Genomic DNA, 22,537 nt, shown 5'->3' on the forward strand with positions numbered 1-22,537 from the left:
CGGCTGACTTATAGTGCGAAACTTCAATCGCCAAGCCAGCAAACATGCACACGATCGAGCGTATCTACCCCAAGGATCTCGACCCGCATAACCCGGACGACCAGAACACCTTGCGCATCCATATGGAGCGCTATGAGTTCGCCGCACGCCAATTGAGCGGCCAACGTATTCTCGATATGGCGTGCGGTTGTGGCTATGGCACCGCCCTACTGGCCGAGCGCCATCCCGAACGCCAGATCACCGGCGTCGACATCGACCCGGCTGCCATTGCCTACGCGCAGGAACACTACCGCCTGCCCAACCTGCGGTACGTTTGCGCCAACGCCGAGCACTTCGCCGATGAGCAGCCGTTCGACAGTATCGTCAGCCTGGAAACCATCGAACATCTGCCCAGCCCGCAACGGTTGATCGGCAATTACACCCGATTGCTGGCCAGCGGCGGGCAGATCATCGCCTCGGTGCCGATCACCCCGACGCTCGACGGCAACCCGCACCACTTGCACGATTTCAGCCGTCGCTCGTTCTTCAGCCTGTTCCGCCAACATGGCCTGGCGCCGCGCGAGCATTTCGAGCAGATCCAGTGGTGGCAGTTCAAGGGCCTGTTCTCCAAGCGCCCGGACCAGGCCAAGCAGCACCGTTCGGAAGGCGTCGGCAATGCCGTGCTGCTCTACTACCGGCGGCGCCCGCTGTACCTGTTCGCCCGCCTCGGCTCGATGCTGCGCTACGGTTTTAGTAACCGCTACCTGACCTGCTCGTTCCAGCGCTGACAGGCTCGTTGCCGGGCAACCGATAGATCCAGATCCGTCGCATCACCGTAGAGAACTGTGCCGCCAGGCTGCCGCAGTTGTAGACCTGACCGTAGCGCTCGGCGATCTCGCGCACCTCCACGGCCAGGGCGGCATAGCGCCGCGCCGGCAGATCGGGAAACAGGTGGTGCTCGATCTGGTGGCTGAGGTTACCGGTGAGGATGTGGAACAATCGGCCGCCGCTCAGGTTGCTCGACCCGCGCAACTGACGCAGGTACCAGTGGCCACGGCTTTCGCCCTCCACCGACTCCTTGCTGAAGACGGCAGCCTTCTCCGTGAAGTGGCCGCAAAAGATCACCATGAAAGTCCACAGATTGCGCAGTAGATTGGCCAGGGCATTACCAGCCAGCACCGCCAGGGCATTGGCACCGAGCAACAACGCCAGCAGCGGAAACAACAGGTAATCCTTGCCCCACTGGCGCACCAGCTTGGCACCGAACTGGCGCGCCAGTGGGCGCACTTCATCCTTGCCGATCTTGCCCTTGTAGAGCTTGTCCAGGCGCAAATGCTGAATGGCCACCGCGTACTGGAACAACAGCGCCTGCAGGGTTACCCACAGCGGTTGCCAGCGATAGAACGGCTTCCAGCGCTGCTCGGGGAACAGGCGTACCACGCCATAGCCGACGTCATCGTCCATGCCCAGCACATTGGTCCAGGTGTGGTGCACATGGTTGTGCGTATGCCGCCAGAAATCGGCCGGACCGGCAATGTCCCACTCATAGCTGCGCCCGGCAAACTCCGGATCATTCATCCAGTCGTACTGGCCGTGGATGACGTTATGGCCCAGTTCCATGTTCTCGAGGATCTTGCCCAACCCCAGCAACAGGCTGCCCAGCAGCCAGGTCGGCGGGAACCAGCCGGCCATCAGCAACAACCGGCCGCTCCAGCAGCACAACCGAACCGCGCCACGCACACGGCGGATGTACCGCGCATCCACTTCGCCCAGATCGGCCAGGGTGCGACTGCGCAAGGCATCCAGCTCGGCGCCGAAGGCGTCCAGTTCATCGTCGCTCAGGGAACGATCGCTACGCATGATCACCTCGATTGGCCACGGCAGCGCCGGGCGCGGACAGGGTTGTCGGATTACAGGTCGATTTCGACATCGGCGTGGGGCGCGCTGATGCACAAGCGAATGGGTTGCCCGGGTTCACTGAACAAGGCGCCATTGCGCAGATCGCGCACGGTGCCGGTAAGCAACGTGCAGGTGCAGCTGGCACAGATGCCCTGCCGACAGCCATGAGCCGGGCGTAAGCCGGCGTCTTCGGCCTGCTCCAGCAAGCTGCGCGCACTGTCGCCCTGCGCCTGCTGGCGACTGCGGGCAAAACGCAGCTGCACACTGGAGCCCACCGCAGATGTGCACGTCGGCGCGGTAAAGGCCTCGCTCTGTAGCGCGCCCGGCCACAGCTGCGTCACGCGCTGCACGAAGCCGGCAGGGCCACAGGCCAGCGCATGGTCTGCAGTCAGCCCTTCGAGATGACGAGCATTCAAACGCCCATCACGCTCGCGCTCACTGGCTCCGGTCAGCGCCCAGCGCACGATGAGGTTCGGGTAATGGGTCATCAGTTGCTGCAGCTCGTCGACAAAGGCCCGCTGCCCGTGCTCGCGGACGTAATGCAGCAGGGTGATCGGTGCGGTAATCCCACGTGCTAGCGCCTCGCGCAGCAGGCCGAGCAAGGGGGTGACGCCACTTCCGGCTGCCAGCAGCAGCACGCCTTGCGCCTGCTCCGGCCATTGCAGATCGCCCTGCGCCTGCCCCAGTTCGATGACATCGCCAATCGACAGATGATCAAGCAACTGACTGGACAGACGTCCTCCCGGCTGGCGACGGATTGCCAGTTCAACATGACCACCCGGCGCCACGCGCGTCAGGCTGTAACTGCGGCTATGGCGAACGCCATCCAGCGTGAGAAACACCTGTACATGCTGTCCCGCCTGCCAGCCACGCGCATTACCGTTGCAACGCAAACGCAGGGCCAGCATGTCCTCTGCCACCCAACGGCGTCCTTCGACCCGCGCAAACACCCGATTCAAACGCAGTGCCGGATGCAACCAGGCAAGCACCCCATCGACTTCGGACACACGCAGCCACTGACCGGCCACCAGAGCGCGCAATGGCGTCAGGGGTCGAGCCAGCCAACGGACCAGGACAAAAGGAAGAAGGCGCATCAATCAAATCTCAGTGAACAACTGTACACAAAGATGGCAGAGCATTTGATCTCAGTCAACACTTGTACACTGACCCTGGTTCGACGCCCATGAAAGGGATTTGCTAGAGTGCCCGGGCTTAACGCCCTGAATCAGAGAGCTCATGTCGCCACGCGCCGAACAGAAACAGCAAACCCGCCAGGCCCTGATGGATGCCGCCCGCAGCCTGATGGCCAGTGATCGCGGGTTCGGCAGCCTGAGCCTGCGCGAAGTCAGCCGCGCCGCGGGTATCGTGCCGACCGGTTTCTACCGCCACTTCCAGGACATGGAAGAGCTTGGCCTGGCCCTGGTTGCAGAGGTGGATGCCACCTTCCGCAGCACCTTGCGCGATGTACGCCGCAGCGAGTTCGAGCAGGGCGGCATCATCGAAGCCAGCACGCAGATTTTTCTCGACGCCCTGACCGCCAACCGCAACCAGTTCCTGTTTCTCGCCCGCGAGCAGTACGGCGGCTCGCAACGCGTACGCCAGGCCATTGCCAGCCTGCGCCAACAGATCACCGATGACCTGGCCGCCGACCTGCGCCTGATCAACCGCTTGCCGCACCTCGATGACGCCGCTCTGGACCTGGTCTCCGACCTGGTGGTGAAGACCGTTTTCGCCACCCTGCCAGAACTGATCGACCCACCCTCCGCCTCGCTGCCACCGCACCTGACGCCGGAAAACAAGATGGTCCAGCAGCTGCGTTTCATTTTCGTCGGCGCCAAGCAATGGCGCGGCCCGGGACGCAACGACGCCTGACGAGTGCAAGCGCCCCCAGAAAGGGCGCACCCCGGTGGCCTGCGCACCATTTCAACGCACAATCCAAAGCTATTTCAGGGACTGCGCCCCCATAAACGTGCTGCCACAATCGCTTGGCCAGGATTGGCAAGCCCCTTGCTCTAACCTCCGGCAGACTCCTTTGGCCGGACGCCCGACATGCTGGTTATTCACCACCGCATTGCCCCTCAGCCCCATTGGGATGAAGAACTGCACCTGAGCCACGAGGCTCGCAGCAAGACACGCCTGCGCTGTTTCAGCGCGACGGGCGAAGATGTTGGCCTGTTTCTCGAGCGCGGCAAGCCGCCGCTGCAGCACGGCGACTGCTTGCGTGCCGAAGACGGTCGTACCGTCAGGGTCTTCGCGCAAGCGCAGCCCCTGCTTCACGTCACCTGTACCAATGCCTTCGAACTGACTCGCGCCGCCTATCACCTGGGCAACCGCCACGTTGCCCTGCAACTGGGCGATGGTTGGCTACGCCTACTCGACGATTACGTGCTCAAGGCCATGCTCGATCAGTTAGGCGCTACCACCTGCCTGATCGAAGCCCCTTTCGAGCCGGAACAAGGTGCCTACGGCGGTGGCCATCATCACTCCCATTCAAGCGATGCCGAATACAGCTACGCACCACGGCTGCACCAGTTCGGCATGCGTACGTGAATCCCGCCTGGAACCTGCTACGCCTGGCCAGTCCGCAATTGCCGATTGGTGGCTACAGCTATTCGCAAGGCCTGGAAATGGCCGTAGAGCTGGGCCAGGTCAGGGATCTGGACAGTGCCCGCCGCTGGATCGGCGATCAACTGCTGTACAACCTGTCGCGCTTCGAAGCACCGCTCCTGCTGGCCCATTGCGTGGCCGCAGCCAACGAGGACTGGCCTGCACTGACGCGACTGAGTGAACAGCATCGCGCCAGTCGCGAAACCCGCGAACTGCATCAGGAAAGCCGGCAGATGGGCTACTCCCTGATGCAACTGCTACAGGGCCTGCCAGAACTGGATGAACAGGCTCGTGCCCAACTGACTACCACCAGCGAACCCGGGCTAGCCATGGCCTGGGCACTGGCTGCACGGGCCTGGCATATCCAGGCACCAGACGCCCTCGCCGCCTGGCTCTGGGGATGGCTGGAGAATCAGTTGGCCGTGCTGATGAAGACCCTGCCTCTCGGCCAACAGGCCGCACAGCGCCTGACCTCAGAGCTGCTGCCGACGCTGGAGCAGGCCCAGCGCCAAGCCAGTGAACGTCAACCCAGCCACTGGGGAAGCGCCGCCTTTGGCATGAGCCTGGCAAGCATGGCGCATGAGCGCCAGTACAGTCGGCTGTTCAGATCATGACTTGCAACAACTTGCGGGGCCTGGCCATGCATTGCTCTTTGCGAGCCGGTACTCGGGATGCTCTCCCGTCCCATACGATATTCGAGAAGGAGTGAACCATGAACCACCAACCCCTGCGCGTCGGCATCGGCGGACCGGTCGGCTCCGGCAAGACCGCGTTGACTCTGGCACTTTGCCTAGCCCTGCGCGAACGCTACAACATCGCGGTGGTTACCAATGACATCTACACCCAGGAGGACGCCCAATTCCTGGTGCGCAACGAGGCCCTGGCCCCGGAGAGAATCATCGGTGTGGAAACCGGCGGCTGCCCGCACACGGCGATCCGCGAAGATGCCTCGATCAATCTGGAGGCGGTCGAGCAACTCAATCGACGCTTCCCCGGCCTCGACCTGATCATCGTCGAGTCCGGTGGTGACAACCTTTCGGCCACTTTCAGCCCAGAACTCTCCGACCTGACCTTGTACGTTATCGACGTATCGGCAGGTGACAAACTGCCACGCAAGGGCGGGCCAGGCATCTGCAAATCCGACCTGCTGGTAATCAACAAGATTGATCTGGCGCCCATGGTCGGTGCGTCGCTGGAGGTAATGGATCGCGATGCACGCAAGATGCGCGGCGAAAAGCCGTTCGTCTTCAGCAACCAGAAAGTCGGTCAGGGGCTGGATCAGATCATCACGTTCATCGAGCGCCACGGAATGCTCACAGCCGCCTGAGTCCCTCTCCCACATGCGGTAGAGAACGGGGGAAGGGACGTCCAGCCCCACCCTTTCACCAAAGGAGCATCACCCTATGATTTTGCGCAAAACACTCTACTGCCTAACCCTATTTCTAACTCCGGCAGTGGCCTTCGCCCATCCTGGGCATGGCGACTCCGGCCTGATGGCCGGCCTGGCACACCCAGTCTTTGGCCTAGACCACCTGCTGGCGATGCTTGCCGTCGGCCTGTGGGCGGCGCAGCAGAACGGCGCAGCGCGCTGGCTGCTGCCAACCACCTTCGTCAGTACCATGTTGATCGGCGGGGTACTGGGTTTCAATGGCCTGGAAATTCCATTGATGGAAACCGGTATCGCCGGTTCAGTGCTGGCCTTCGGCCTGTTGGTGGCGGTTGCCGCACGTTTGCCGGTAGCGGTATCAGTTGCTCTTACGGCTGTTTTTGCCCTGACCCACGGCGTGGCTCATGGACTGGAGCTGCCAGACCTGGCCAGCCCGGTGGGTTATGCCAGCGGCTTCGTCGCCGCCACGGCAACCCTGCATGCCATTGGCTACGCCGTGGTGCGCTTCCTGCCGCAGGCCGCGGCACCGCTGGTGCGTATTGCAGGTGGCGCATCAGCGGCAGCTGGAGCGTGGCTACTGGCGGGCTGAAGCAGCTTGACGGATGACCCGACAAGCACGTCTGATGGTCATCCACAAACGCCGCCATTGCAGGAAGCCCCATGCTGCGTTTCATCCGCCTTCTGGCCGTGCCACTGTTGCTGATCGCCCTGACCCTACTAGCCTTCTACCGCAGCAGTGTGCCGGCACAGACGCCTGCGGTCCTTGCGGCCCTGGCTGGTCACGGGCCGCTGGTCGTGGCCCATCGCGGCGGCATGGGTCTGTGGCCGGAAAGCAGCCTGTTCGCTTATGAACGGGCCAGCGCGCTGGGCGTGGACATGATCGAATTGGATCTGCGCCTGTCGGCGGACGAGCATCTGGTGGTGTTCCACGACACCACGCTCGAACGCACCACCAATGGTCGCGGTGCCGTTGCCCAGTACCGCCTCGACCAACTGCAGCAACTGGATGCCGGTTATCGCTGGAGCGCCGATGGGGGCCAAAGCTACCCCTACCGCGGCCAGGGCATTCGGATTCCCTCGCTGGCTGAAGTGATCGAACGCCTGCCCCGGCAAGCCAAGGTACTGGAGATCAAGGCTGCCGATGCCGGCATCGAAGATCGCCTGTGCGCGCTGCTGACCGAAACCGGCCAGCTTGATCGGGTCATTGTCGGCAGCCATCACGAACGCGCTTTACGCCATTTCCGCAACCTCTGCCCCGGTGTCGCCACATCAGCCGACCCAACCTCGGTACGTCTGCTTCTGGCCCTCGACTGGCTCGGCCTCGGCCAATTGCTGTCGCCGTCCTACCAGGCGCTGATGATCCCCGAGCAGCACGGAATGATTACCGTGGCCAATCCCGACCTGCTGCTGCGCGCCCATGAGCGCGGCCTGCATGTGCAGCTGTGGACCATCAACGAACAACCCACCATGCGCCGCCTGCTCGACCTGGGCGCCGACGGCCTGATCACCGACTACCCGGATCGCGCCCTGCAACTGCTCGGCCGCCCGACGCAGCTGCATGCCAACGACTGAGCAACGCAGGCTATCGGTACCATCAAGACAATCAACGAGCCATGACGCCACTGCCCGCGCAGGATGAGCAGGTCCTCAGCACGGAGTCTTCATCATGTCATTCAGCCCTTTCCTGTGCAGCCTGCTGGCGGCCTATGCCGCCGGTGCCAGTGGTCGTTGCCCGAGCGAAGCCGAAGCGATTTGAACGCGCTCCCCAGCCGGTCTACCCTGTGCGTCCTTTGACCTGGGCAGCGCCCTGCGCGCAGCCAAATGACGGATCACACACCGTCGATTTCGCCCATTCCCGACGCCACTAGCCCCTGGAGGAGCCTTACATGCAGCTGAAGTCCGTCTGCGTATTCTGCGGTGCGAGCACCGGTCTCAATCCGGTTTACCGTGAGGCTGCCGAAGCGCTCGGCCGCGCCCTGGCCACGCGTGGCCTGACGCTGGTCTATGGCGGCGGCGCTGTCGGTCTGATGGGTGTCGTCGCCGATGCGGCATTGGCAGCCGGTGGCGAGGTGATCGGCATCATCCCGCAGAGCCTGCAACACGCAGAGATCGGCCACCCCGGTCTGAGCCGCCTGGAAGTGGTCGACGGCATGCATGCCCGCAAGGCCCGCATGGCCGAACTGGCCGATGCATTCATCGCCCTGCCTGGCGGCCTCGGCACGCTGGAAGAGCTGTTCGAGGTGTGGACCTGGGGCCAGCTCGGCTATCACAGCAAGCCGCTCGGCCTGTTCGATGCCAATGGTTTCTACCAACAACTCAGCGGCTTTCTCGATCATCTGGTCGGCGAAGGATTCGTTCGCAGCCACCATCGCGGCATGCTGCAGCGCAGCGAAAGCGCTGAAGCGTTGCTCGACCTGCTGGCCGCCTGGCAACCGAACGTGGCCCCGAAATGGTCAACCGGTACACCGGCCTGACAACACGCGTTGCCCATGGTAAATAGGGGGCCCTTTCTGCATGGACGCGCCCCCGATGCCGATACTCGCCCTTCTTCTCATTGCCTGCCAGGTGTTCTGTGGCCTGCATGTGGTCCGCAGCGGCCAGGAACGCTACTGGCTGTACCTGATCATCGCCCTGCCCGGCCTCGGCTGCCTGATCTACGCCCTCGGCATCATGCTCCCGGATATGCTCGGCAGCCGCCGTGGGCGCCGTGCCGTGACTCAGTTGCATGACCGCCTCGATCCCGAACGCCACTTGCGGGCGCTACGCGACGAGCTGGAACTGAGCGATACCCGCGACACCCGCGTGCGCCTGGCCGATGAATTGCTACGTCTGGGCCAACCCGAAGAGGCCGCCAGCCATTACCAGGCTGCCCTGCGCGGGATACATGCCCAAGCGCCGGACATCATGCTGGGCCTGGCCCGCGCGCAGTTCGCCGCAGGCAACAGCAGCGCCTGTCGCCTGACCCTGGAGCAATTGATCGAACACAACCCGCAGTTCCGCTCCGCCGACGGCCATCTGCTCTATGCCCAGGCGCTGAGCGCGCTGGGCGAAAGCGCCAAGGCCGAAGCGGAGTACCGCGCCATGGTCGACTATTTCGCCGGACCGGAGGCGCGCTATCACTTCGCGCGACTGTTGATCCAACTTGGCCGGCATGCCGAAGCCCGTGACCAGTTGCAGCAGATCGACACCTACGCCCGTCGTGCGCCGCGCCACTACCGCAACCTGCACCAGGACTGCCTGGCCCAGGCGCGCAGCGAACTGCAGGCACTGCTCAACCAACAGACCTGAACGCACACCGACAATGTTCCGAGCGGCTGCTCAGCGTTTACGTGCCTTGCCACCGAAGCTGGGCACCTTGCGCACCGCCTTGACCGGTGGCTCGACGGGGTCCTCGCTTTCCATCCACTTGCCCAGCCCGCCCTTGCCGCCCACCACCTTGGGTTTCTTCGGTTTCTTCGGCTTTTTCAGCACCTGACCGCTGGCGTTGGTCTGCGGCACCCGGTGGTCGGGGATGAACCCCGGCTCATCCTGCCGGGACAAGGTCTGGCGAGTCAGAACCTCGATCGCCGACAGCAATTGCACCTCGTCGGCACACACCAGCGACACCGCTTGCCCGGTCGCGCCGGCCCGGCCCGTACGACCGATGCGGTGCACGTAATCCTCGGCGACGATGGGCAGGTCGAAATTGACCACCAGCGGCAGGTCGTCGATATCCAGCCCACGCGCCGCCACATCGGTGGCCACCAGCACGCGCACCTCGCCGTCCTTGAAACGCTGCAGGGCACGCAGGCGCGAGGGCTGTGGCTTGTCGCCATGGATCGAGTCGGCGGCAATCCCTTCGGCCAACAGCACCTGCTCCAGTTCATCGACACCTTTTCGGGTCTTGGCGAACACCAGGACCTGGTCCCAGCGTCGGTCGCGATACAGGTGCAGGAACAGCTCGCTCTTGCGTTTCTTGTCCACGGTCACCAACCACTGCTTGACGCTGGTGGCCGCCGCGTTACGCGGGCTGACCTCGACGCTGAGCGGGTCGCGCAGCAACTCCTTGGCCATCTGCCGGATGGCGTCGGAGAAGGTCGCGGAAAACAGCAGGGTCTGGCGCTTGCGCGGCAGCGCGCTGAATAGATCGTCCAGCTCGCGGGAAAAGCCCAGGTCGAGCATGCGGTCGGCCTCGTCCAGCACCAGCGCCTGCAACTGACCGAATTTCACCGCATTCTGCCGATACAGGTCGAGCAAGCGGCCCGGGGTCGCCACCAGCAGGTCGATGCCTTTGCGCAGCTTCATCATCTGCGGGTTGATACTCACCCCGCCATACACCGCATAGGTGCGCAGCGGCAGGTGCTGGCCATATTGCAGAATGCTCTGGTGCACCTGTTCGGCCAGCTCGCGAGTCGGCACCAGCACCAGTGCGCGCACCGAGTTGCTCGCCACCTGCGCGCCTTCCAGGGTCAGCTTCTGCAGCAGCGGCAGGGCGAAACCAGCGGTCTTGCCGGTCCCCGTCTGCGCGGCGGCGAGCAGGTCGCGCCCCTTGAGCACGGCCGGGATCGCCTGCTGTTGGACGGGCGTCGGGGTACGGTAGTCGAGGCCGTCGAGGGCACGCAGCAGCGGGTCGATCAGGCCTAGGGCGGCGAATGTCATGGATGGGTAACCGGGCGGTGAGACGAAGGGCGCCAGTTTACATCCTTATGGGTTATCCCGGCTGACGCAGCAGTGCACGCACCTTGGCCGCCGAAAGCTTTTGCAAGGTACACAGGTAGGCATGACTGACTTCGCTGACCGCGTACCGCTCGCGCAGGCGCCGGGCGAACAGCAGGGTCAGGTTGGCGGCCATTTCCGCATCGGCCAACGCACGGTGCGCTTGACCGGTGCTGGGCAAACCGGCCCAGTGATTGAGGTTGCCCAACTTGTGGCTCGGCGCTTCCGGCAGCAAACGCCGGGACAGCAGCAGCGAACAGGCAAACTCCTGGCTGCGGCGACGGCGCAGCAACGCCAGCTCGGCATCCCAGAACTTGGCATCGAATGCCGCGTTATGCGCCAGCAACGGCGTGTTGCCGACGAAATCGGCGACCTCGGCCATCACCTGCGCCACCGGCCGTGCGGCGCGCACCATCGCATTGCTGATCCCGGTGAGCTGCTCGATGAACGGCGGCACCCAGACCCCGGCATTCATCAGGCTCTGATAACGCTCGACAATGCGCCCATCCTCGATGATGGCCACACCAACCTCGGTGGGCCGGGCATTTTGCGATGGCGACATGCCAGTGGTTTCAAAGTCGATGACGGCGATACGGTCGTGCATGCAGGGTTCCCGGTTTCTCGATATCGGTTCTTGGGCATCAATGCTTCAACAGCAGCGCACCGTCGATCGGCACATAGCGGTCGGCAGCACGCACCAGCGATTGCGCGGTCAGCCCGGCGACACCGTAGACACTGCTGCTGACGCCATACGCACTGCGCAGTTTGTCGAGCAGCAGGTCGAAATCGCCATCTCCCGAGGCCAGCACCACCTCGTCGACGCGCGCAGTGGCGTCCAGCACATCGATGGTGATCCCAACGTCCCAATCGCCCTTGGCCGAGCCATCACTGCGCTGGATGAACGGCTTGAGCTTCACGGTGAAGCCCAGGTTGCGCAGGATCTGCTGAAATTGGCGCTGCTTGGCATCACCCCGGTCGATGGCATAGGCGAAGGCTTCGACAATCTGCCCCGTACCGCTCACGTCCGCCCACAGCGCCGAGTAATTGAAGTGGCACCCATGGGCCTGGCGCACGGTGTAATACAGGTTCTGTACATCGGCGAACAACGCGATTCTTTTCACGGGATAACCTGAGACGAAGGGCGATGGCCATTATGCGTCATCGCCCAAGGGCGGGTTACCCCATGTTGCTCGCATCAGCTAAAGTTGCCCTATCGAACTGCTCTGACGCCGACCGATGAATCCCCTGAATATCCTGCGCGACGCCTTTTTCTTTTTCAGCCGTAACATCAGCCTGATTACGCGGCTGTGCCTGCCGCTGGTAGTACTGGAATGCGTGACCCGCGCAGCGCTCACCAGCCAGTTCGCCCCCGCCCATGCGCCCGCCTACGGCATGCTGATCGGCCTGGTGTTCTATCCGCTCTATAGTGCTGCGCTGATTCTCCTGCTCGACGCCCGCAGCCAGAATCACCGCCCGCGCATCCGCGACCTGCTCGCCGCCAGCCTGCCGATATGGCCATCCTTCGCCGTGCTCGCCGGGCTCAGCACCCTGCTGATCATGCTCGCCGCCAGCATCTTCGTGCTACCGGCACTCTGGGTGATGGTCAAGCTGGCCTTTGCCGAATACCTGCTGGTGCTGCGCGGCCTGACGCCTCTGCAGGCAATGCGCGAGAGTTTTCAGCTCACCACCGGCCACTTCTGGTCGCTGCTGGCCTGCGTGCTGCTGGTGATCGTGCCGCTGTGGCTGCTCGATAACAGCACCCTGCGTCTGGTGGGTGAACAGCCGGACGTCATCGACCGCCTGCTGCTGGACTGCGTTAACAGCTTCCTGCAACTGTTCTCCACCGTGGTGCTGTTCCGCTGCTTCATGCTCTGCACCCCGCAGGCGACGCAGGACAGCACCAGCCACTAACCTGGACCGATCATGACGACTGAAAACCCAAGCATCCTGTCCCACATGTCCATTGGCACCAATCGCTTCGATGAGGCGGTGGCGTTCTATGACCAGGTATTGGCGACCCTGGGCTGCAAACGCATCCTCGCCCACCCGGGCGCCATCGCCTGGGGCCGCGAGTACCCGGAGTTCTGGGTGCAAAAGCCAATCGACGGAGCACCCGCAACGGTCGGAAATGGCAGCCATGTCGGCTTCATCGCCCAGACACGTGAGGCCGTGGAGGCGTTCTACAAGGCGGCGCTGGCCGCAGGCGGACAGATCGACGGCGCACCCGGGCCACGCCTGGATTATGGAGCCCCGTATTACGGCTGCTTCGTCCGCGACCTCGATGGCCACAAGATCGAAGCCTCGTACTGGGACGACAGCCTGGACCACGCTGCACACGATCACTGAGCCGGCACCGTCAGCAGCGCGGGCATGCCCTGCCCGCGCATCTCGGGTATGCTCGACCCTCCTGACCACAGCCACCAGCCCGGCCAATGACCCTGCCACGCTCACTGCGCACCCTGCTGCTTGCCCTGGTTACCATTCTCACCATTGCCTGGGCCCTGGTTTACAGCCTCACCTGGCACCCCGCCGCCCGCGCGGATGCCCGTGTGACCTGTCAGGCTGACGCCCCCCTTCCCCTGCCTGGCCAGGCACTCAAGGTGATGACCTGGAACGTGCAATACATGGCCGGCAAGCGCTATGTGTTCTGGTACGACCTGGAGGATGGCAGCGGGCGCGACCTGCGCCCCACGGCCGCCGACCTCGCCCATAACCTCGATGAAGTCGCCCGCGTGCTGCGCGACGAGCAACCGGATGTCGTGCTGCTCCAGGAACTGCATGACGGCGCGCGCGCCAGCGATTATCAGGACCAGTTGCAACTGCTGCGCGAGCGCCTCAGCGATCTCTACCCTTGCAGCACCTCGGCCTTCTACTGGCAAGCGTCGTTCGTGCCGCACCCGAAAATCATGGGCAGCGTCGGCATGAAACTCGGCACCCTCAGCCGCTTTCGCATCGCGCGCGCCGAACGCCTGCAGTTGCCACAGGCCAACAGCAATTGGCTGGTCCGTCAGTTCCAGCCGCGACATGCCCTGCTGGTCAGTCATTTGCCGCTGCGCAGCGGGCGCGAGCTGACGGTTATCAATACACAACTGGTCGACCCACGGGCCAGCGGCGATGACGCCAGCCGGCAACTGGCGATGACCACCAGTCTGCTCGACCAACTGGAAAACAACGGCAGCCTCTGGCTGCTCGGTGGAGACTTCAACCTGCTGCCACCCGGTCAATACCAGCGACTGCCCGAGTCTCAGCGCAGCCGCTTCCATCCGCAAAGCGAGTTGAGTCCACTGCTGGCGCGCTACCCGAGCATCCCCAGCCTTGAGGAAACCGCTGATCCGGCCTGGCACACCCAGTTTCCCAATGACCCACGCGTCACCGGTGCAGACCGGACCCTCGACTACATCATCCACAGCAGCCGCCTGGCCCGGCTCGATGCCCAGGTCCGCCGCAGCGACACGCTGAGTATTTCCGATCACCTGCCGCTCACAGCACGTCTGCTGCTGCCGGCAGACTGATCGCCGGCGTCAGGGCGCTGGACAAAGCGGAGCGCTGCCGCCATTCTCGGGCACAGGCTCTTCGCAACAACAAAAAGACGGCCATGAGTCGCGAAGTACATGATGCCAAGACTTATCTTCACTGCCCTGCTGACGTTTCTCTGCTGCGCCGGTGCAGTCGCCCAGACATCCCCCGTACCGTTGACGGTCAATGTGGGCTATTACGAATTCCCGCCTTACTCCTGGACCGACCGTGACGGTACGCCACGGGGCTCGGTTCTCGAACTGACCGACCGACTGCTACGGCATGCCGGCTACCAGGGGCACTACCGCTCCCTTCCCGGCGCCCGTCTTTATGCCGGTTTGCAGGATGGCAGCATCCAGCTGTGGCCCGGTGCCGGCGGCAAGGCCGAACTGGCTGAACACACCCTGGAAAGCCGCAACCTCATCGGCGAATTCAACCTCGCACTGTATTACCGGCCGGACACCCCGCCGCCAGACATTCCAGACGGTCTGGTCGGCGGGCGGCTCATCCTGATCAACGGCTACAGCTACTGGAAAGCCATCAACGAGCTGATCGAAAGCCCGGCGCTGGGCCTCGAGCTGCACCGCACCAACACCCATGCGGCGGCGCTGGAAATGCTCCTGCGCAAACGGGGTGACTACCTGCTCGACTACCAGACGCCGGTCGAACAGAACCGCCAGCGCCTGGGTATCGAGCCCCTGCCCTTCATCGTGCTGCAACGCCTGCAGTCACGCTTTATCGTCTCGCGGCATACGCCGGGTAGCGAAGCGTTGGTGGAAGCCCTCGACCGGGCCTACGAGGAGCTCGGCGCCGATCAATTACGGATCAATATCGACTGAGCCCTCAAGGGCATGATTGGCAGTTGGCCACCCAGGTCGCGCGCAACCTCAAGGCTGATGAGGCCTTGCTCACGGTGCGCACCCTACCGCCGTGGCTTGGCTCGTGCGGTAGGCTCGGCGACCAGGGGATCATCCGGCCAGTAGTGCTTCGGGTAGCGGCCCTTGAGGTCCTTCTTCACCTCGGCATAGGTGGTGGCCCAGAAGCTCGCCAGGTCCTGCGTCACCTGCACCGGGCGCCGCGCCGGAGACAGCAGGTGGAGCTTGACGACCTGCCGGCCACCCGCTAGCCGCGGCGTGGTAGCCAGGCCGAACAGTTCCTGCAGGCGTACGGCGAGCACCGGGGGATTCTCGCTGTAGTCGAGGGCAATGCACGAACCGGAAGGCACACTCAAGGCACGCGGAGCCAGTTCATCCAGTTGCTGCGGCAGCGGCCAAGGCAGCAACCCGGTCAAAATTCCCGGCAGGTCGAGGTTGGCAAAATGGCTGAGACGGCTGACCTTGCCCAGCCAGGGCTGCAGCCAATCTTCCAGGCTGACCAGCAACGCCACATCGCTGACATCCGGCCAGGCACTGTTGTCCCGCTCGTGCAGATCCAACTGCCGAAGCAACAGCACGCGCGCCTGCCACTGGCGCAACGCTGGTGTCCACGGCAACAGCTCCAGGCCCTTGCGTCGCACCAGACCCAGCAATGCACGAGAACGCGCCGCCTCGTCCAGCGCGGCCAGCGGTTCGCGACTGAGCACCAGCTCGCCGACCCGCCGCTGACGCTCGGCACGCAGCACGCCCTCGCGCTCATCCCACTCCAGCTCCTCACGCACGCTGACCTGCTCGGCCAGCGCCGTGTCGAACAAGCTCGGATCGAGATCGGCGGCCAGGTAGATACGTTCCTCACGCTGCCCCTGACGGCTGCCCAGGTCGGCGATCACCAGCCACTCGTGCTTCATCAACGCATCGGGCTCACCGAACTGCGCGGCGCGGCCATTGGCCAGGCGATAATCGCCGCCACCCGCACGCCGCTGCCGCGCCACCCGATCGGGATAGGCGAACGCCAGCAGGCAACCCAACCAGCGCGGATGCTCGGGATCGCTCACCACCTCGCCGGTACGCATACCGCGCAAGGCACTCTGGAACTGACGCGCCATCTGCCGCACCCGCTGCACCGCACCACGCGCTGCATGGCCACCGGCGCGCTCGCCGGCCAACACGTCAATGCGGCTGTGCATATCGGCGCCCTGGTCGCCACGCAGAATGTCACGCTCACCCAGCAACGCCGCCAGGTCACAGGCCAAGGCAGCAAGCCCCAGAGCCTGGCCGCGCAACAACAGGTGGGCGATACGCGGATGGGCCGGCAACGCGGCCATGGCCTGCCCGTGGCTGTTGAGCGCGCCACGTTCATCCAACGCTCCCAGGCGAGCAAGCAGGTCGCGGGCCTGGGCGAAAGGCGCCGCAGGAGGCGGGTCGAGCCAGGCCAGCTCATCCGGCGCCACACCCCAGCGCGCCAGTTGCAGGGCCAGCCCGGCCAGATCAGCCTGGAGCATTTCCGCCGCGCCGTAGGCCGCCATCTGCTCATGTTGATTCTGCGACCACAGGCGATAGCACACGCCCGGCTGCAAGCGCCCGGCACGTCCGGCACGCTGGGTAGCGGAAGCGCGGGAAATGCGCTGGGTATCCAGGCGGGTCATACCACTGGCCGGATCGAAACGCGGCACCCGGGCCAAACCCGCATCGATTACCACGCGCACCCCCTCGATGGTCAGACTGGTTTCGGCGATATTGGTGGCCAACACCACCTTGCGCCGCCGCGCCGGGGCCGGTTCGATGGCAGCACGCTGGGCTGCCAGTTCGAGATCACCATGCAGCGGGCACAGCAGAATCTCGTCGCGGTCGGCAAGCGCCTCGCCCAAGCGCTCATTGACCCGGCGGATCTCCGCCTGGCCGGGCAGGAACACCAGCAGACTGCCCGACTCATCGGCCAGCGCCTGCAAGACGGTCTGCACCACGCGCTGCTCGATACGCTCACCCGGCTGCGCAGGGCTGCCCCAGCGGATATCCACCGGATACATACGCCCCTCGCTGCGCACCACGGGCGCCTCGCCCAGCAGGCTGGACAGGCGCTGCCCCTCCAGCGTGGCTGACATCAGCAACACCTTCAGCGGTGCATCACGCAGCCACTCGCGGCCATTGAGCGTCAGCGCCAGGGCCAGGTCGGCATCCAGGCTGCGTTCGTGGAATTCATCGAAGATCACCAACCCGACGCCTTCCAGAGCCGGGTCGTCCTGCAGGCGCCGGGCAAGAATCCCTTCGGTCACCACCTCGATACGGGTGTTCGGCCCGACATTGCTATCCAGCCGAATACGGTAGCCGACGGTTTCACCGACCCGCTCGCCCAGTTCACTGGCCAGCCGTTCGGCGGCTGCCCGTGCGGCCAGGCGGCGCGGTTCGAGCATGATGATCGACTGCCCGGCCAGCCAGGGCTCACCGAGCAACGCCAGCGGCACACGTGTGGTCTTACCGGCGCCGGGCGGGGCTTCCAGCACGGCCTCGTGGCGATCACTCAGCGCCGCACGCAGGGCAGGCAAAACGGCATCGATGGGTAGTGGGGTCATGGTGGCTCCGCAGGCAGGCGGAGGATTATAGAGGCTCGTGCACACGAACCGCTGCATCGATTAGAGAGTCGAAACAATGGCCCGGAGAATCCCCGGCCATCACCATGCCTTTGCCACAAAGGCCTTGGTAGAATGCCGAATCATTTTTCAGGAGGTGCTTATGCGCACACGCTCACGCGTTATCAGTGGCGTCATCGTCGCCACGTTACTGACCCAGCTGACGGCCTGCGGCACGCTGTTCTTCCCGGACCGCCGTGGCCAGATCGATGGCAAGGTCGATCCGGTGGTGGCCGGGCTCAACGCCATCGGCATCCTGTTCTATGTCATCCCGGGGCTGATCGCCTTCGGTGTCGACTTCGCCACGGGCGCCATTTACCTGCCAGACAACAAATACTCCATGGCCCCTGAAAAGCTGCAGGACGCCATCGGCGCTGACGGCCGCGTGGACACGGCCAAACTCCGGGCCATCATCCTGCAGGAAACCGGCAAGGACCTGCCCCTCGACGACCCACGCCTGATCCAGCACAGTGGCAGCGTGGAGCAACTCGCCGCCTATGGCCTGCGCTCGCAAGCCTGATGCCCAGCCCACTCGAGCAGCACACCCAGCGCCTGCTGGCCTACCATGAGTGGGCTTACAGGCGCCTGTTCGAGCAGGTGGCGACACTGGACGATGCGCGCTATCGAGCCGACTGCGGGCTGTTCTTCGGCAGCCTGCACGGCACGCTCAATCACTTGGCCGTAGGCGACCGTTTGTGGCTGGCACGGGTCCGCCATGAGCCGGCCCCCTTCTCTCGGCTGGATGCCGAAGCCGCGACGGACTGCAGCGGACTCAAGCACTTCATTCTGGCTGGCGTAGAGGCCTGGCGCGCCGAGGTGGCCCGTTATACCGACGCACAGCTGCTTGCTCCGCTCGAATACCGCACCGTTGCGGGTCTGCCGCAGCAGCGGCAATTGCTGGACATCATTACCCACGTGGTCAACCACGGCACCCATCACCGTGGCCAGGCCAGCGCGGCCCTGACCGCCATGGGCCAACCGGCCCCGGTCATCGACTACATCTACGCCACGGCAGAACTGCCTTGAAGGCCGACCTGCGCCATGCTCGCCTGCTACGCTGGGCCAGCGCGGCCGCACTGGCCACCGCGCTGCTGCTGACGCTGGCCAAAGCAGTCGCCTGGTGGCTGAGCGGCTCGGTCAGCTTGCTGGCCGGCCTCACCGACTCACTGCTCGACAGTGCCGCCTCGCTGCTCAATCTGATCGCTGTGCATTACGCCCTGCGCCCAGCGGATGACGATCACCGCTACGGCCACGGCAAGGCCGAAGCCCTGGCTGGTCTGGGTCAGGCGCTGTTCATCGCTGCCAGTGCGGTGCTGGTCGGCCTGCAAGCCATCGAACACCTGCATACACCACCGCCACTCGGTGCCCCAACGCTGGGTATTGCCGTGATGCTGCTGTCACTGCTCATGACCGGGGCACTGCTGGTGTTCCAGCGTCATGTGGTGAAAGTCACCGGTTCCACGGCCATTCGCGCGGACTCGCTGCACTACCGCTCCGACCTGCTGCTCAACAGCAGCATCCTCGTCGCCCTGGTGCTCGCCGCCTATGGCTGGCCGCAAGCGGATGCGTTCTTTGGCCTGGGGATCGCCGTCTATATTCTGTGGAGCGCTCTGAGCATCGCCCGTGAAGCCGTATCGGTGCTGATGGATGAAGAGCTGCCCGTGGAAATTGGCCAGCGCATGGAGCAACTGGCGCGCGGTGTGCCTGGCGTACTGGGCGTGCATGACCTGCGTACGCGGATTTCCGGCACACACTGGTTCGTGCAGTTACATCTGGAGCTGCCCAACGAACTACCCCTGGTGCATGCGCATAGCCTGTGCGTAGACGCGGAGCAGGCCATTCGCGACGAGTTCCCACGGGCGGAAGTACTGGTGCATGCCGATCCGGTCGGCGTCGTTCCTCCGCCGGACAAACTCGAAACACCCTGATACGAAAACGCCCCACTCAAGGTGGGGCGCTGGGGACCTACCGGCGAATCAATCGACCAGTTTGAGTTCACCCTTCATCAGCGCAACGTGGCCTGGGAAGGAGCAGAAGAACTCATACGGGGTGCCAGCCTGGAGCTTGGACACATCGAAAGTGACCGAGTCGCTCTCGCCACCACCAATGACCTTGGTGTGAGCGATAACGCGTTCGTCATTGGCTTTCAGGTAGTCATTGTCCAGACCCGCCGCCATGCCATCGGTGGCAATCGCGCTGGCGTCAGCGGTCTTGCTCAGCACCCAGTTGTGGCCCATGACCTGCTTGGGCAGGGTGCCAACGTGCTTGAGGGTGACGGTGAAGGTCTTGCAGCTCTTGCTGACATCGATGGATTTGGTTTCAAACGTCATCTGGTCGGTGGAGTGCACTTCCACTGCGCATTCGGCAGCAAAGGCGGAAACGCTGGCCAGACTGAGTGCGGATGCAACTACGAGTTTTCTGATCATCTAGATTCTCCTTGGCAGAGTGGCAAAAAGGGCCAAGGTGGAGACTGCACGACTAAGCGCAGAGTTCCTACTAGCTGCGGCAACAAGACGCAGTACGCAAAAACACCCCGCTTTTGAGAAAAACGGACCCATCGACCATAAAAAAAGGAGGCCTGAAAGGCCTCCTTTTTGTTCGTCCGTACTGGCAATTGTGTCGCCGCTTTCCTCGCCCGCCTGGTTGAGCGGAGCGGACCCGGTGGCCTGCACGATCCTGTAGGACCGCCGGCGCCCGCCAACCTGATTGGGTTGGCCGGCTGGACGAAAATGTCCGGGCCTTGAAACTGGAAACAAGCTTAACCATTAGTGCGCGACCGATGCTTGCGAAGATTGCCGATTTATCTAGCTGTTGCGCAATTTTATGTCGATGATAGATTTATTCGCGCAACCAAAACATAACCAAGGCGATTTATGAACAAGCTAGACCGCTACGACCTGCGCATCCTCGCCGAATTGCAGCGCGACGCACGCATCTCCAATCAGGAGCTTGCCGAGCGCATCGGCCTGTCACCCTCGCCTTGCTCACGCCGCGTCAAGCAACTGGAGGACGACGGCTATATCAATCGCCAGGTGGCCCTGCTCGACGCGAAGAAGCTCGGCCTGAGCCTGACGGTGTTTGTCCTGATCGGCATGGACCGACACACGCCCGAGCGCTTCGAGCATTTCCAGGCATCCATCCGCCAGTGCCCGGAAGTCATGGAATGCAGCCTGATCACCGGTATGGACGCCGATTACCAGCTCACGGTGGTGGTACCGGATATGGATCACTATCAGCAGTTTCTGCTCGGCCACCTGACCCGCATCGACGGTGTGACCAGCGTGCGCTCCAGTTTCGTGCTGCAGCAAATCATCGCCAGCACCGAGCTGCCACTCAACCACTTGCACCCCAGCTGAGCCACAGACGGTTCAGCAAAGCCGAAGCACTGGCGTATACTCGCGCGGCTTTTTCCAGTGCCTTCGGCGGCCCGCCATAAAGAGCTCGACGCTCGCACAATAACAATCGCCCTGCCCGCTCCATGGTACTCACTGCCCGGCAACCCGCCGGACCGGTCAACGCAGCGCTAGAGGTCGATGATGGAAACCGAAGTTTTCGAACAGCTGATGATGTACGTCCTGGTGGGTGGGCTCATGGTATTCATGGCCTTCATCATCTGGGACCTGGCGAAAAAATCCAAAGCGGGTCGCCTGGGTACCGCCATCCTGTTCCTGGGTCTTGGCCTGTGCCTGTTCGCCTTCCTCGCCAAGCCGATCATCACGTACATCATCGAAGTGACCAAGGATATCCATTAGGGCCCTCTGGCTCCGCCGACAGTCCCGGGCGCGGCTTATTGCCATCGACATAGCGCCCGCCCGCGCATGACTTTTCCTGCAGAGCAGGCGTCTGTCTGTCACCGACTCGCTTCGTTACTCACCGCGGCATGGCTGCCGCGGTGTCATTCGATTTTCTGGAGATGCAATGAAAGCCACCGACATCGTCATGCAGAGCTATGGACGCTGCTGTGCCAGTGCTGATTTCTTCGATGACTTCTACCGCAGCTTCCTCGACAGCTCGCCGCAGGTTCGTGCCAAGTTCGTCGACACCAACATGACGGCGCAGAAACAGCTGCTGCGCCAGGGCATCCTCAACCTGGTGATGCACGCACGCGGCATGCCGGATACCAAGCTGCGCGCCCTTGGCGAGTCGCACTCGCGCGCCCGCATGGACATTCGTCCGGAGCTGTACGACCTGTGGCTGGAAGCTCTGCTGGGCACCATCGGCAAGCACGATCAGGAATGCGTACCAACGACCCTGCAAGCCTGGCGCGAAGTACTGGTCAAGGGCATCAGCGTGATCAAGGCAGGTTACTGAGGCCTCAGTCCAGCCGGGCCGGCACCTCACGCCACTCGCCCGGCTGCAAGCCATCCAGTTCCCAGGGCCCGATACGCACGCGTACCAACCGCAGCGTCGGCAACCCGACCGCGGCAGTCATGCGTCTTACCTGACGATTGCGTCCCTCACGAATCACCAGCTCCAGCCAGGCGGTCGGGATGCTCTTGCGAAAGCGCACGGGCGGCACCCGCTCCCACAACGTCGGCTCTTCCAGCAACCGTGCCTCGGCTGGCAGGGTTGGCCCATCGTTGAGCTGCACGCCGTCGCGCAACTGCTGCACCTGTTCAGCGCTCGGCTCACCCTCCACCTGCACCCAGTAGGTCTTCGCCAGCTTGTGCTTGGGGTCGGCGATACGCGCCTGCAAGCGCCCATCATTGGTCAGCAGCAGCAAGCCTTCACTGTCCCGATCCAAACGCCCCGCCGGATAAACGCCAGTCACCGGGACAAAATCCTTGAGCGTGGCGCGGCCCTGTTCGTCGTTGAACTGGGTCAGCACGTCGAACGGCTTGTTCAACAGGATCAGCCTCGGTTCGACGGGCGCCGGCTTGGCGACACGACGAGCCGCCGCATACGGACGGGACTGGGGGGAGCGTGGGGCGCGCGACATGCGTAATCCGCCT

Annotated in this window: 27 protein-coding genes; 19 read left to right on the top strand and 8 right to left on the bottom strand. The window is 63.6% G+C overall.

Translation table 11 applies throughout. The features are described from left to right. Positions 1 to 44: 44 nt before the first annotated feature. Positions 45 to 767: a class I SAM-dependent methyltransferase gene (locus ACWPW0_RS18850; RefSeq protein WP_447593986.1), complete on the top strand. Its 723-nt coding sequence runs from the start codon at positions 45 to 47 to the stop codon at positions 765 to 767. Here the strand turns inward: ACWPW0_RS18850 and ACWPW0_RS18855 are convergent. Both ACWPW0_RS18855 and ACWPW0_RS18860 read right to left on the bottom strand, forming a co-directional pair. Continuing rightward, positions 730 to 1,839 (bottom strand): fatty acid desaturase family protein, encoded by a 1,110-nt coding sequence (locus ACWPW0_RS18855; protein WP_454256162.1) that lies wholly within the window; start codon positions 1,837 to 1,839, stop codon positions 730 to 732. The genes ACWPW0_RS18850 and ACWPW0_RS18855 overlap by 38 nt on opposite strands. A 50-nt stretch (positions 1,840 to 1,889) precedes the next feature. Beyond that, entirely contained in the window at positions 1,890 to 2,972 is a 1,083-nt protein-coding gene (locus ACWPW0_RS18860; RefSeq protein WP_454256163.1) for a ferredoxin reductase, read from the bottom strand. 142 nt (positions 2,973 to 3,114) lie between these two features. Here ACWPW0_RS18860 and fabR point away from each other — a divergent pair, with 142 nt between their 5' ends. The 8 genes from fabR (at position 3,115) to ACWPW0_RS18900 (ending at position 9,160) form a co-directional block, all read left to right on the top strand. Next, a complete protein-coding gene (gene fabR / locus ACWPW0_RS18865) occupies positions 3,115 to 3,750 on the top strand; it encodes an HTH-type transcriptional repressor FabR (protein WP_447593992.1) in 636 nt (211 codons plus the stop codon). Positions 3,751 to 3,927: 177 nt separating this feature from the next. Next, entirely contained in the window at positions 3,928 to 4,428 is a 501-nt protein-coding gene (gene ureE / locus ACWPW0_RS18870) for an urease accessory protein UreE (RefSeq protein WP_454256164.1), read from the top strand. Continuing rightward, positions 4,425 to 5,099: an urease accessory protein UreF gene (locus tag ACWPW0_RS18875; RefSeq protein ID WP_454256165.1), complete on the top strand. Its 675-nt coding sequence runs from the start codon at positions 4,425 to 4,427 to the stop codon at positions 5,097 to 5,099. Before ureE ends, ACWPW0_RS18875 begins: the two co-directional genes overlap by 4 nt. 98 nt (positions 5,100 to 5,197) lie before the next feature. Beyond that, positions 5,198 to 5,812 carry an urease accessory protein UreG gene (gene ureG / locus ACWPW0_RS18880; protein WP_447593997.1) on the top strand — a complete coding sequence of 205 codons (615 nt, stop codon included), beginning with the start codon at positions 5,198 to 5,200 and terminating at the stop codon, positions 5,810 to 5,812. A 76-nt stretch (positions 5,813 to 5,888) separates the two neighbouring features. Then, positions 5,889 to 6,461: a HupE/UreJ family protein gene (locus ACWPW0_RS18885; protein WP_447593999.1), complete on the top strand. Its 573-nt coding sequence runs from the start codon at positions 5,889 to 5,891 to the stop codon at positions 6,459 to 6,461. Between the two features lie 71 nt (positions 6,462 to 6,532). Next, positions 6,533 to 7,444 carry a glycerophosphodiester phosphodiesterase gene (locus tag ACWPW0_RS18890; RefSeq protein ID WP_454256166.1) on the top strand — a complete coding sequence of 304 codons (912 nt, stop codon included), beginning with the start codon at positions 6,533 to 6,535 and terminating at the stop codon, positions 7,442 to 7,444. A 314-nt stretch (positions 7,445 to 7,758) separates the two neighbouring features. Then, complete coding sequence (locus ACWPW0_RS18895) at positions 7,759 to 8,346, top strand: LOG family protein (protein WP_454256167.1); 588 nt, start codon at positions 7,759 to 7,761, stop codon at positions 8,344 to 8,346. A 55-nt stretch (positions 8,347 to 8,401) separates the two neighbouring features. Beyond that, a complete protein-coding gene (locus tag ACWPW0_RS18900; RefSeq protein WP_454256168.1) occupies positions 8,402 to 9,160 on the top strand; it encodes a tetratricopeptide repeat protein in 759 nt (252 codons plus the stop codon). A 30-nt stretch (positions 9,161 to 9,190) separates the two neighbouring features. Here the strand turns inward: ACWPW0_RS18900 and ACWPW0_RS18905 are convergent, their stop codons facing one another. The 3 genes from ACWPW0_RS18905 to ACWPW0_RS18915 are packed head-to-tail and all read right to left on the bottom strand — an operon-like array spanning position 9,191 to position 11,688. After that, entirely contained in the window at positions 9,191 to 10,510 is a 1,320-nt protein-coding gene (locus tag ACWPW0_RS18905) for a DEAD/DEAH box helicase (protein WP_447594007.1), read from the bottom strand. A gap of 52 nt (positions 10,511 to 10,562) precedes the next feature. Then, positions 10,563 to 11,171 carry a 3'-5' exonuclease gene (locus ACWPW0_RS18910; RefSeq protein WP_454256169.1) on the bottom strand — a complete coding sequence of 203 codons (609 nt, stop codon included), beginning with the start codon at positions 11,169 to 11,171 and terminating at the stop codon, positions 10,563 to 10,565. Between the two features lie 37 nt (positions 11,172 to 11,208). Next, on the bottom strand, positions 11,209 to 11,688 hold the full coding sequence (locus tag ACWPW0_RS18915) for an NYN domain-containing protein (protein WP_454256170.1): 480 nt from the start codon (positions 11,686 to 11,688) through the stop codon (positions 11,209 to 11,211). Positions 11,689 to 11,803: 115 nt separating this feature from the next. Here ACWPW0_RS18915 and ACWPW0_RS18920 point away from each other — a divergent pair, with 115 nt between their 5' ends. The 4 genes from ACWPW0_RS18920 (at position 11,804) to ACWPW0_RS18935 (ending at position 14,922) form a co-directional block, all read left to right on the top strand. Next, positions 11,804 to 12,478, top strand: a complete 675-nt coding sequence (locus ACWPW0_RS18920; RefSeq protein ID WP_454256171.1) for a YciC family protein — start codon at positions 11,804 to 11,806, stop codon at positions 12,476 to 12,478. 12 nt (positions 12,479 to 12,490) lie between these two features. Next, positions 12,491 to 12,913, top strand: coding sequence for a VOC family protein (locus tag ACWPW0_RS18925; RefSeq protein WP_447594014.1), 423 nt, complete (start codon positions 12,491 to 12,493; stop codon positions 12,911 to 12,913). A gap of 86 nt (positions 12,914 to 12,999) precedes the next feature. Beyond that, positions 13,000 to 14,079 carry an endonuclease/exonuclease/phosphatase family protein gene (locus ACWPW0_RS18930; protein ID WP_454256172.1) on the top strand — a complete coding sequence of 360 codons (1,080 nt, stop codon included), beginning with the start codon at positions 13,000 to 13,002 and terminating at the stop codon, positions 14,077 to 14,079. A 102-nt stretch (positions 14,080 to 14,181) separates the two neighbouring features. Then, positions 14,182 to 14,922, top strand: a complete 741-nt coding sequence (locus ACWPW0_RS18935) for a substrate-binding periplasmic protein (RefSeq protein WP_454256777.1) — start codon at positions 14,182 to 14,184, stop codon at positions 14,920 to 14,922. 83 nt (positions 14,923 to 15,005) lie between these two features. On the opposite strand, the gene hrpB is transcribed toward ACWPW0_RS18935, so the two are convergent. Beyond that, positions 15,006 to 17,528: an ATP-dependent helicase HrpB gene (gene hrpB, locus ACWPW0_RS18940; RefSeq protein ID WP_454256173.1), complete on the bottom strand. Its 2,523-nt coding sequence runs from the start codon at positions 17,526 to 17,528 to the stop codon at positions 15,006 to 15,008. Positions 17,529 to 17,688: 160 nt separating this feature from the next. Between hrpB and ACWPW0_RS18945 the strand changes: the two genes are divergently transcribed. The 3 genes from ACWPW0_RS18945 to ACWPW0_RS18955 are packed head-to-tail and all read left to right on the top strand — an operon-like array spanning position 17,689 to position 19,513. Continuing rightward, positions 17,689 to 18,105, top strand: a complete 417-nt coding sequence (locus ACWPW0_RS18945) for a polyribonucleotide nucleotidyltransferase (RefSeq protein ID WP_447594022.1) — start codon at positions 17,689 to 17,691, stop codon at positions 18,103 to 18,105. Continuing rightward, a complete protein-coding gene (locus ACWPW0_RS18950) occupies positions 18,105 to 18,611 on the top strand; it encodes a DinB family protein (RefSeq protein ID WP_454256174.1) in 507 nt (168 codons plus the stop codon). Before ACWPW0_RS18945 ends, ACWPW0_RS18950 begins: the two co-directional genes overlap by 1 nt. Continuing rightward, positions 18,608 to 19,513: a cation diffusion facilitator family transporter gene (locus ACWPW0_RS18955; protein ID WP_454256175.1), complete on the top strand. Its 906-nt coding sequence runs from the start codon at positions 18,608 to 18,610 to the stop codon at positions 19,511 to 19,513. Before ACWPW0_RS18950 ends, ACWPW0_RS18955 begins: the two co-directional genes overlap by 4 nt. A gap of 48 nt (positions 19,514 to 19,561) precedes the next feature. Here the strand turns inward: ACWPW0_RS18955 and azu are convergent, their stop codons facing one another. Further along, positions 19,562 to 20,011 carry an azurin gene (azu, locus tag ACWPW0_RS18960; protein ID WP_447594028.1) on the bottom strand — a complete coding sequence of 150 codons (450 nt, stop codon included), beginning with the start codon at positions 20,009 to 20,011 and terminating at the stop codon, positions 19,562 to 19,564. 447 nt (positions 20,012 to 20,458) lie between these two features. On the opposite strand from azu, the gene ACWPW0_RS18965 reads away from it, so the two are divergent. The 3 genes from ACWPW0_RS18965 to ACWPW0_RS18975 all read left to right on the top strand — a co-directional run bounded on the left by ACWPW0_RS18965 (position 20,459) and on the right by ACWPW0_RS18975 (position 21,896). Beyond that, a complete protein-coding gene (locus ACWPW0_RS18965) occupies positions 20,459 to 20,941 on the top strand; it encodes an Lrp/AsnC family transcriptional regulator (RefSeq protein ID WP_447594030.1) in 483 nt (160 codons plus the stop codon). A gap of 180 nt (positions 20,942 to 21,121) precedes the next feature. Further along, positions 21,122 to 21,337, top strand: a complete 216-nt coding sequence (locus ACWPW0_RS18970; RefSeq protein ID WP_447594032.1) for a DUF2788 domain-containing protein — start codon at positions 21,122 to 21,124, stop codon at positions 21,335 to 21,337. A gap of 166 nt (positions 21,338 to 21,503) precedes the next feature. Further along, on the top strand, positions 21,504 to 21,896 hold the full coding sequence (locus ACWPW0_RS18975) for a globin domain-containing protein (RefSeq protein ID WP_447594034.1): 393 nt from the start codon (positions 21,504 to 21,506) through the stop codon (positions 21,894 to 21,896). 4 nt (positions 21,897 to 21,900) lie between these two features. On the opposite strand, the gene ACWPW0_RS18980 is transcribed toward ACWPW0_RS18975, so the two are convergent. Then, the gene (locus ACWPW0_RS18980; RefSeq protein ID WP_454256176.1) at positions 21,901 to 22,524 is read right to left on the bottom strand and encodes a pseudouridine synthase; all 624 of its coding nucleotides are present in this window, start codon (positions 22,522 to 22,524) and stop codon (positions 21,901 to 21,903) included. Positions 22,525 to 22,537: the final 13 nt, after the last annotated feature.

Source organism: Pseudomonas sp. Marseille-Q8238, from assembly GCF_965111915.1.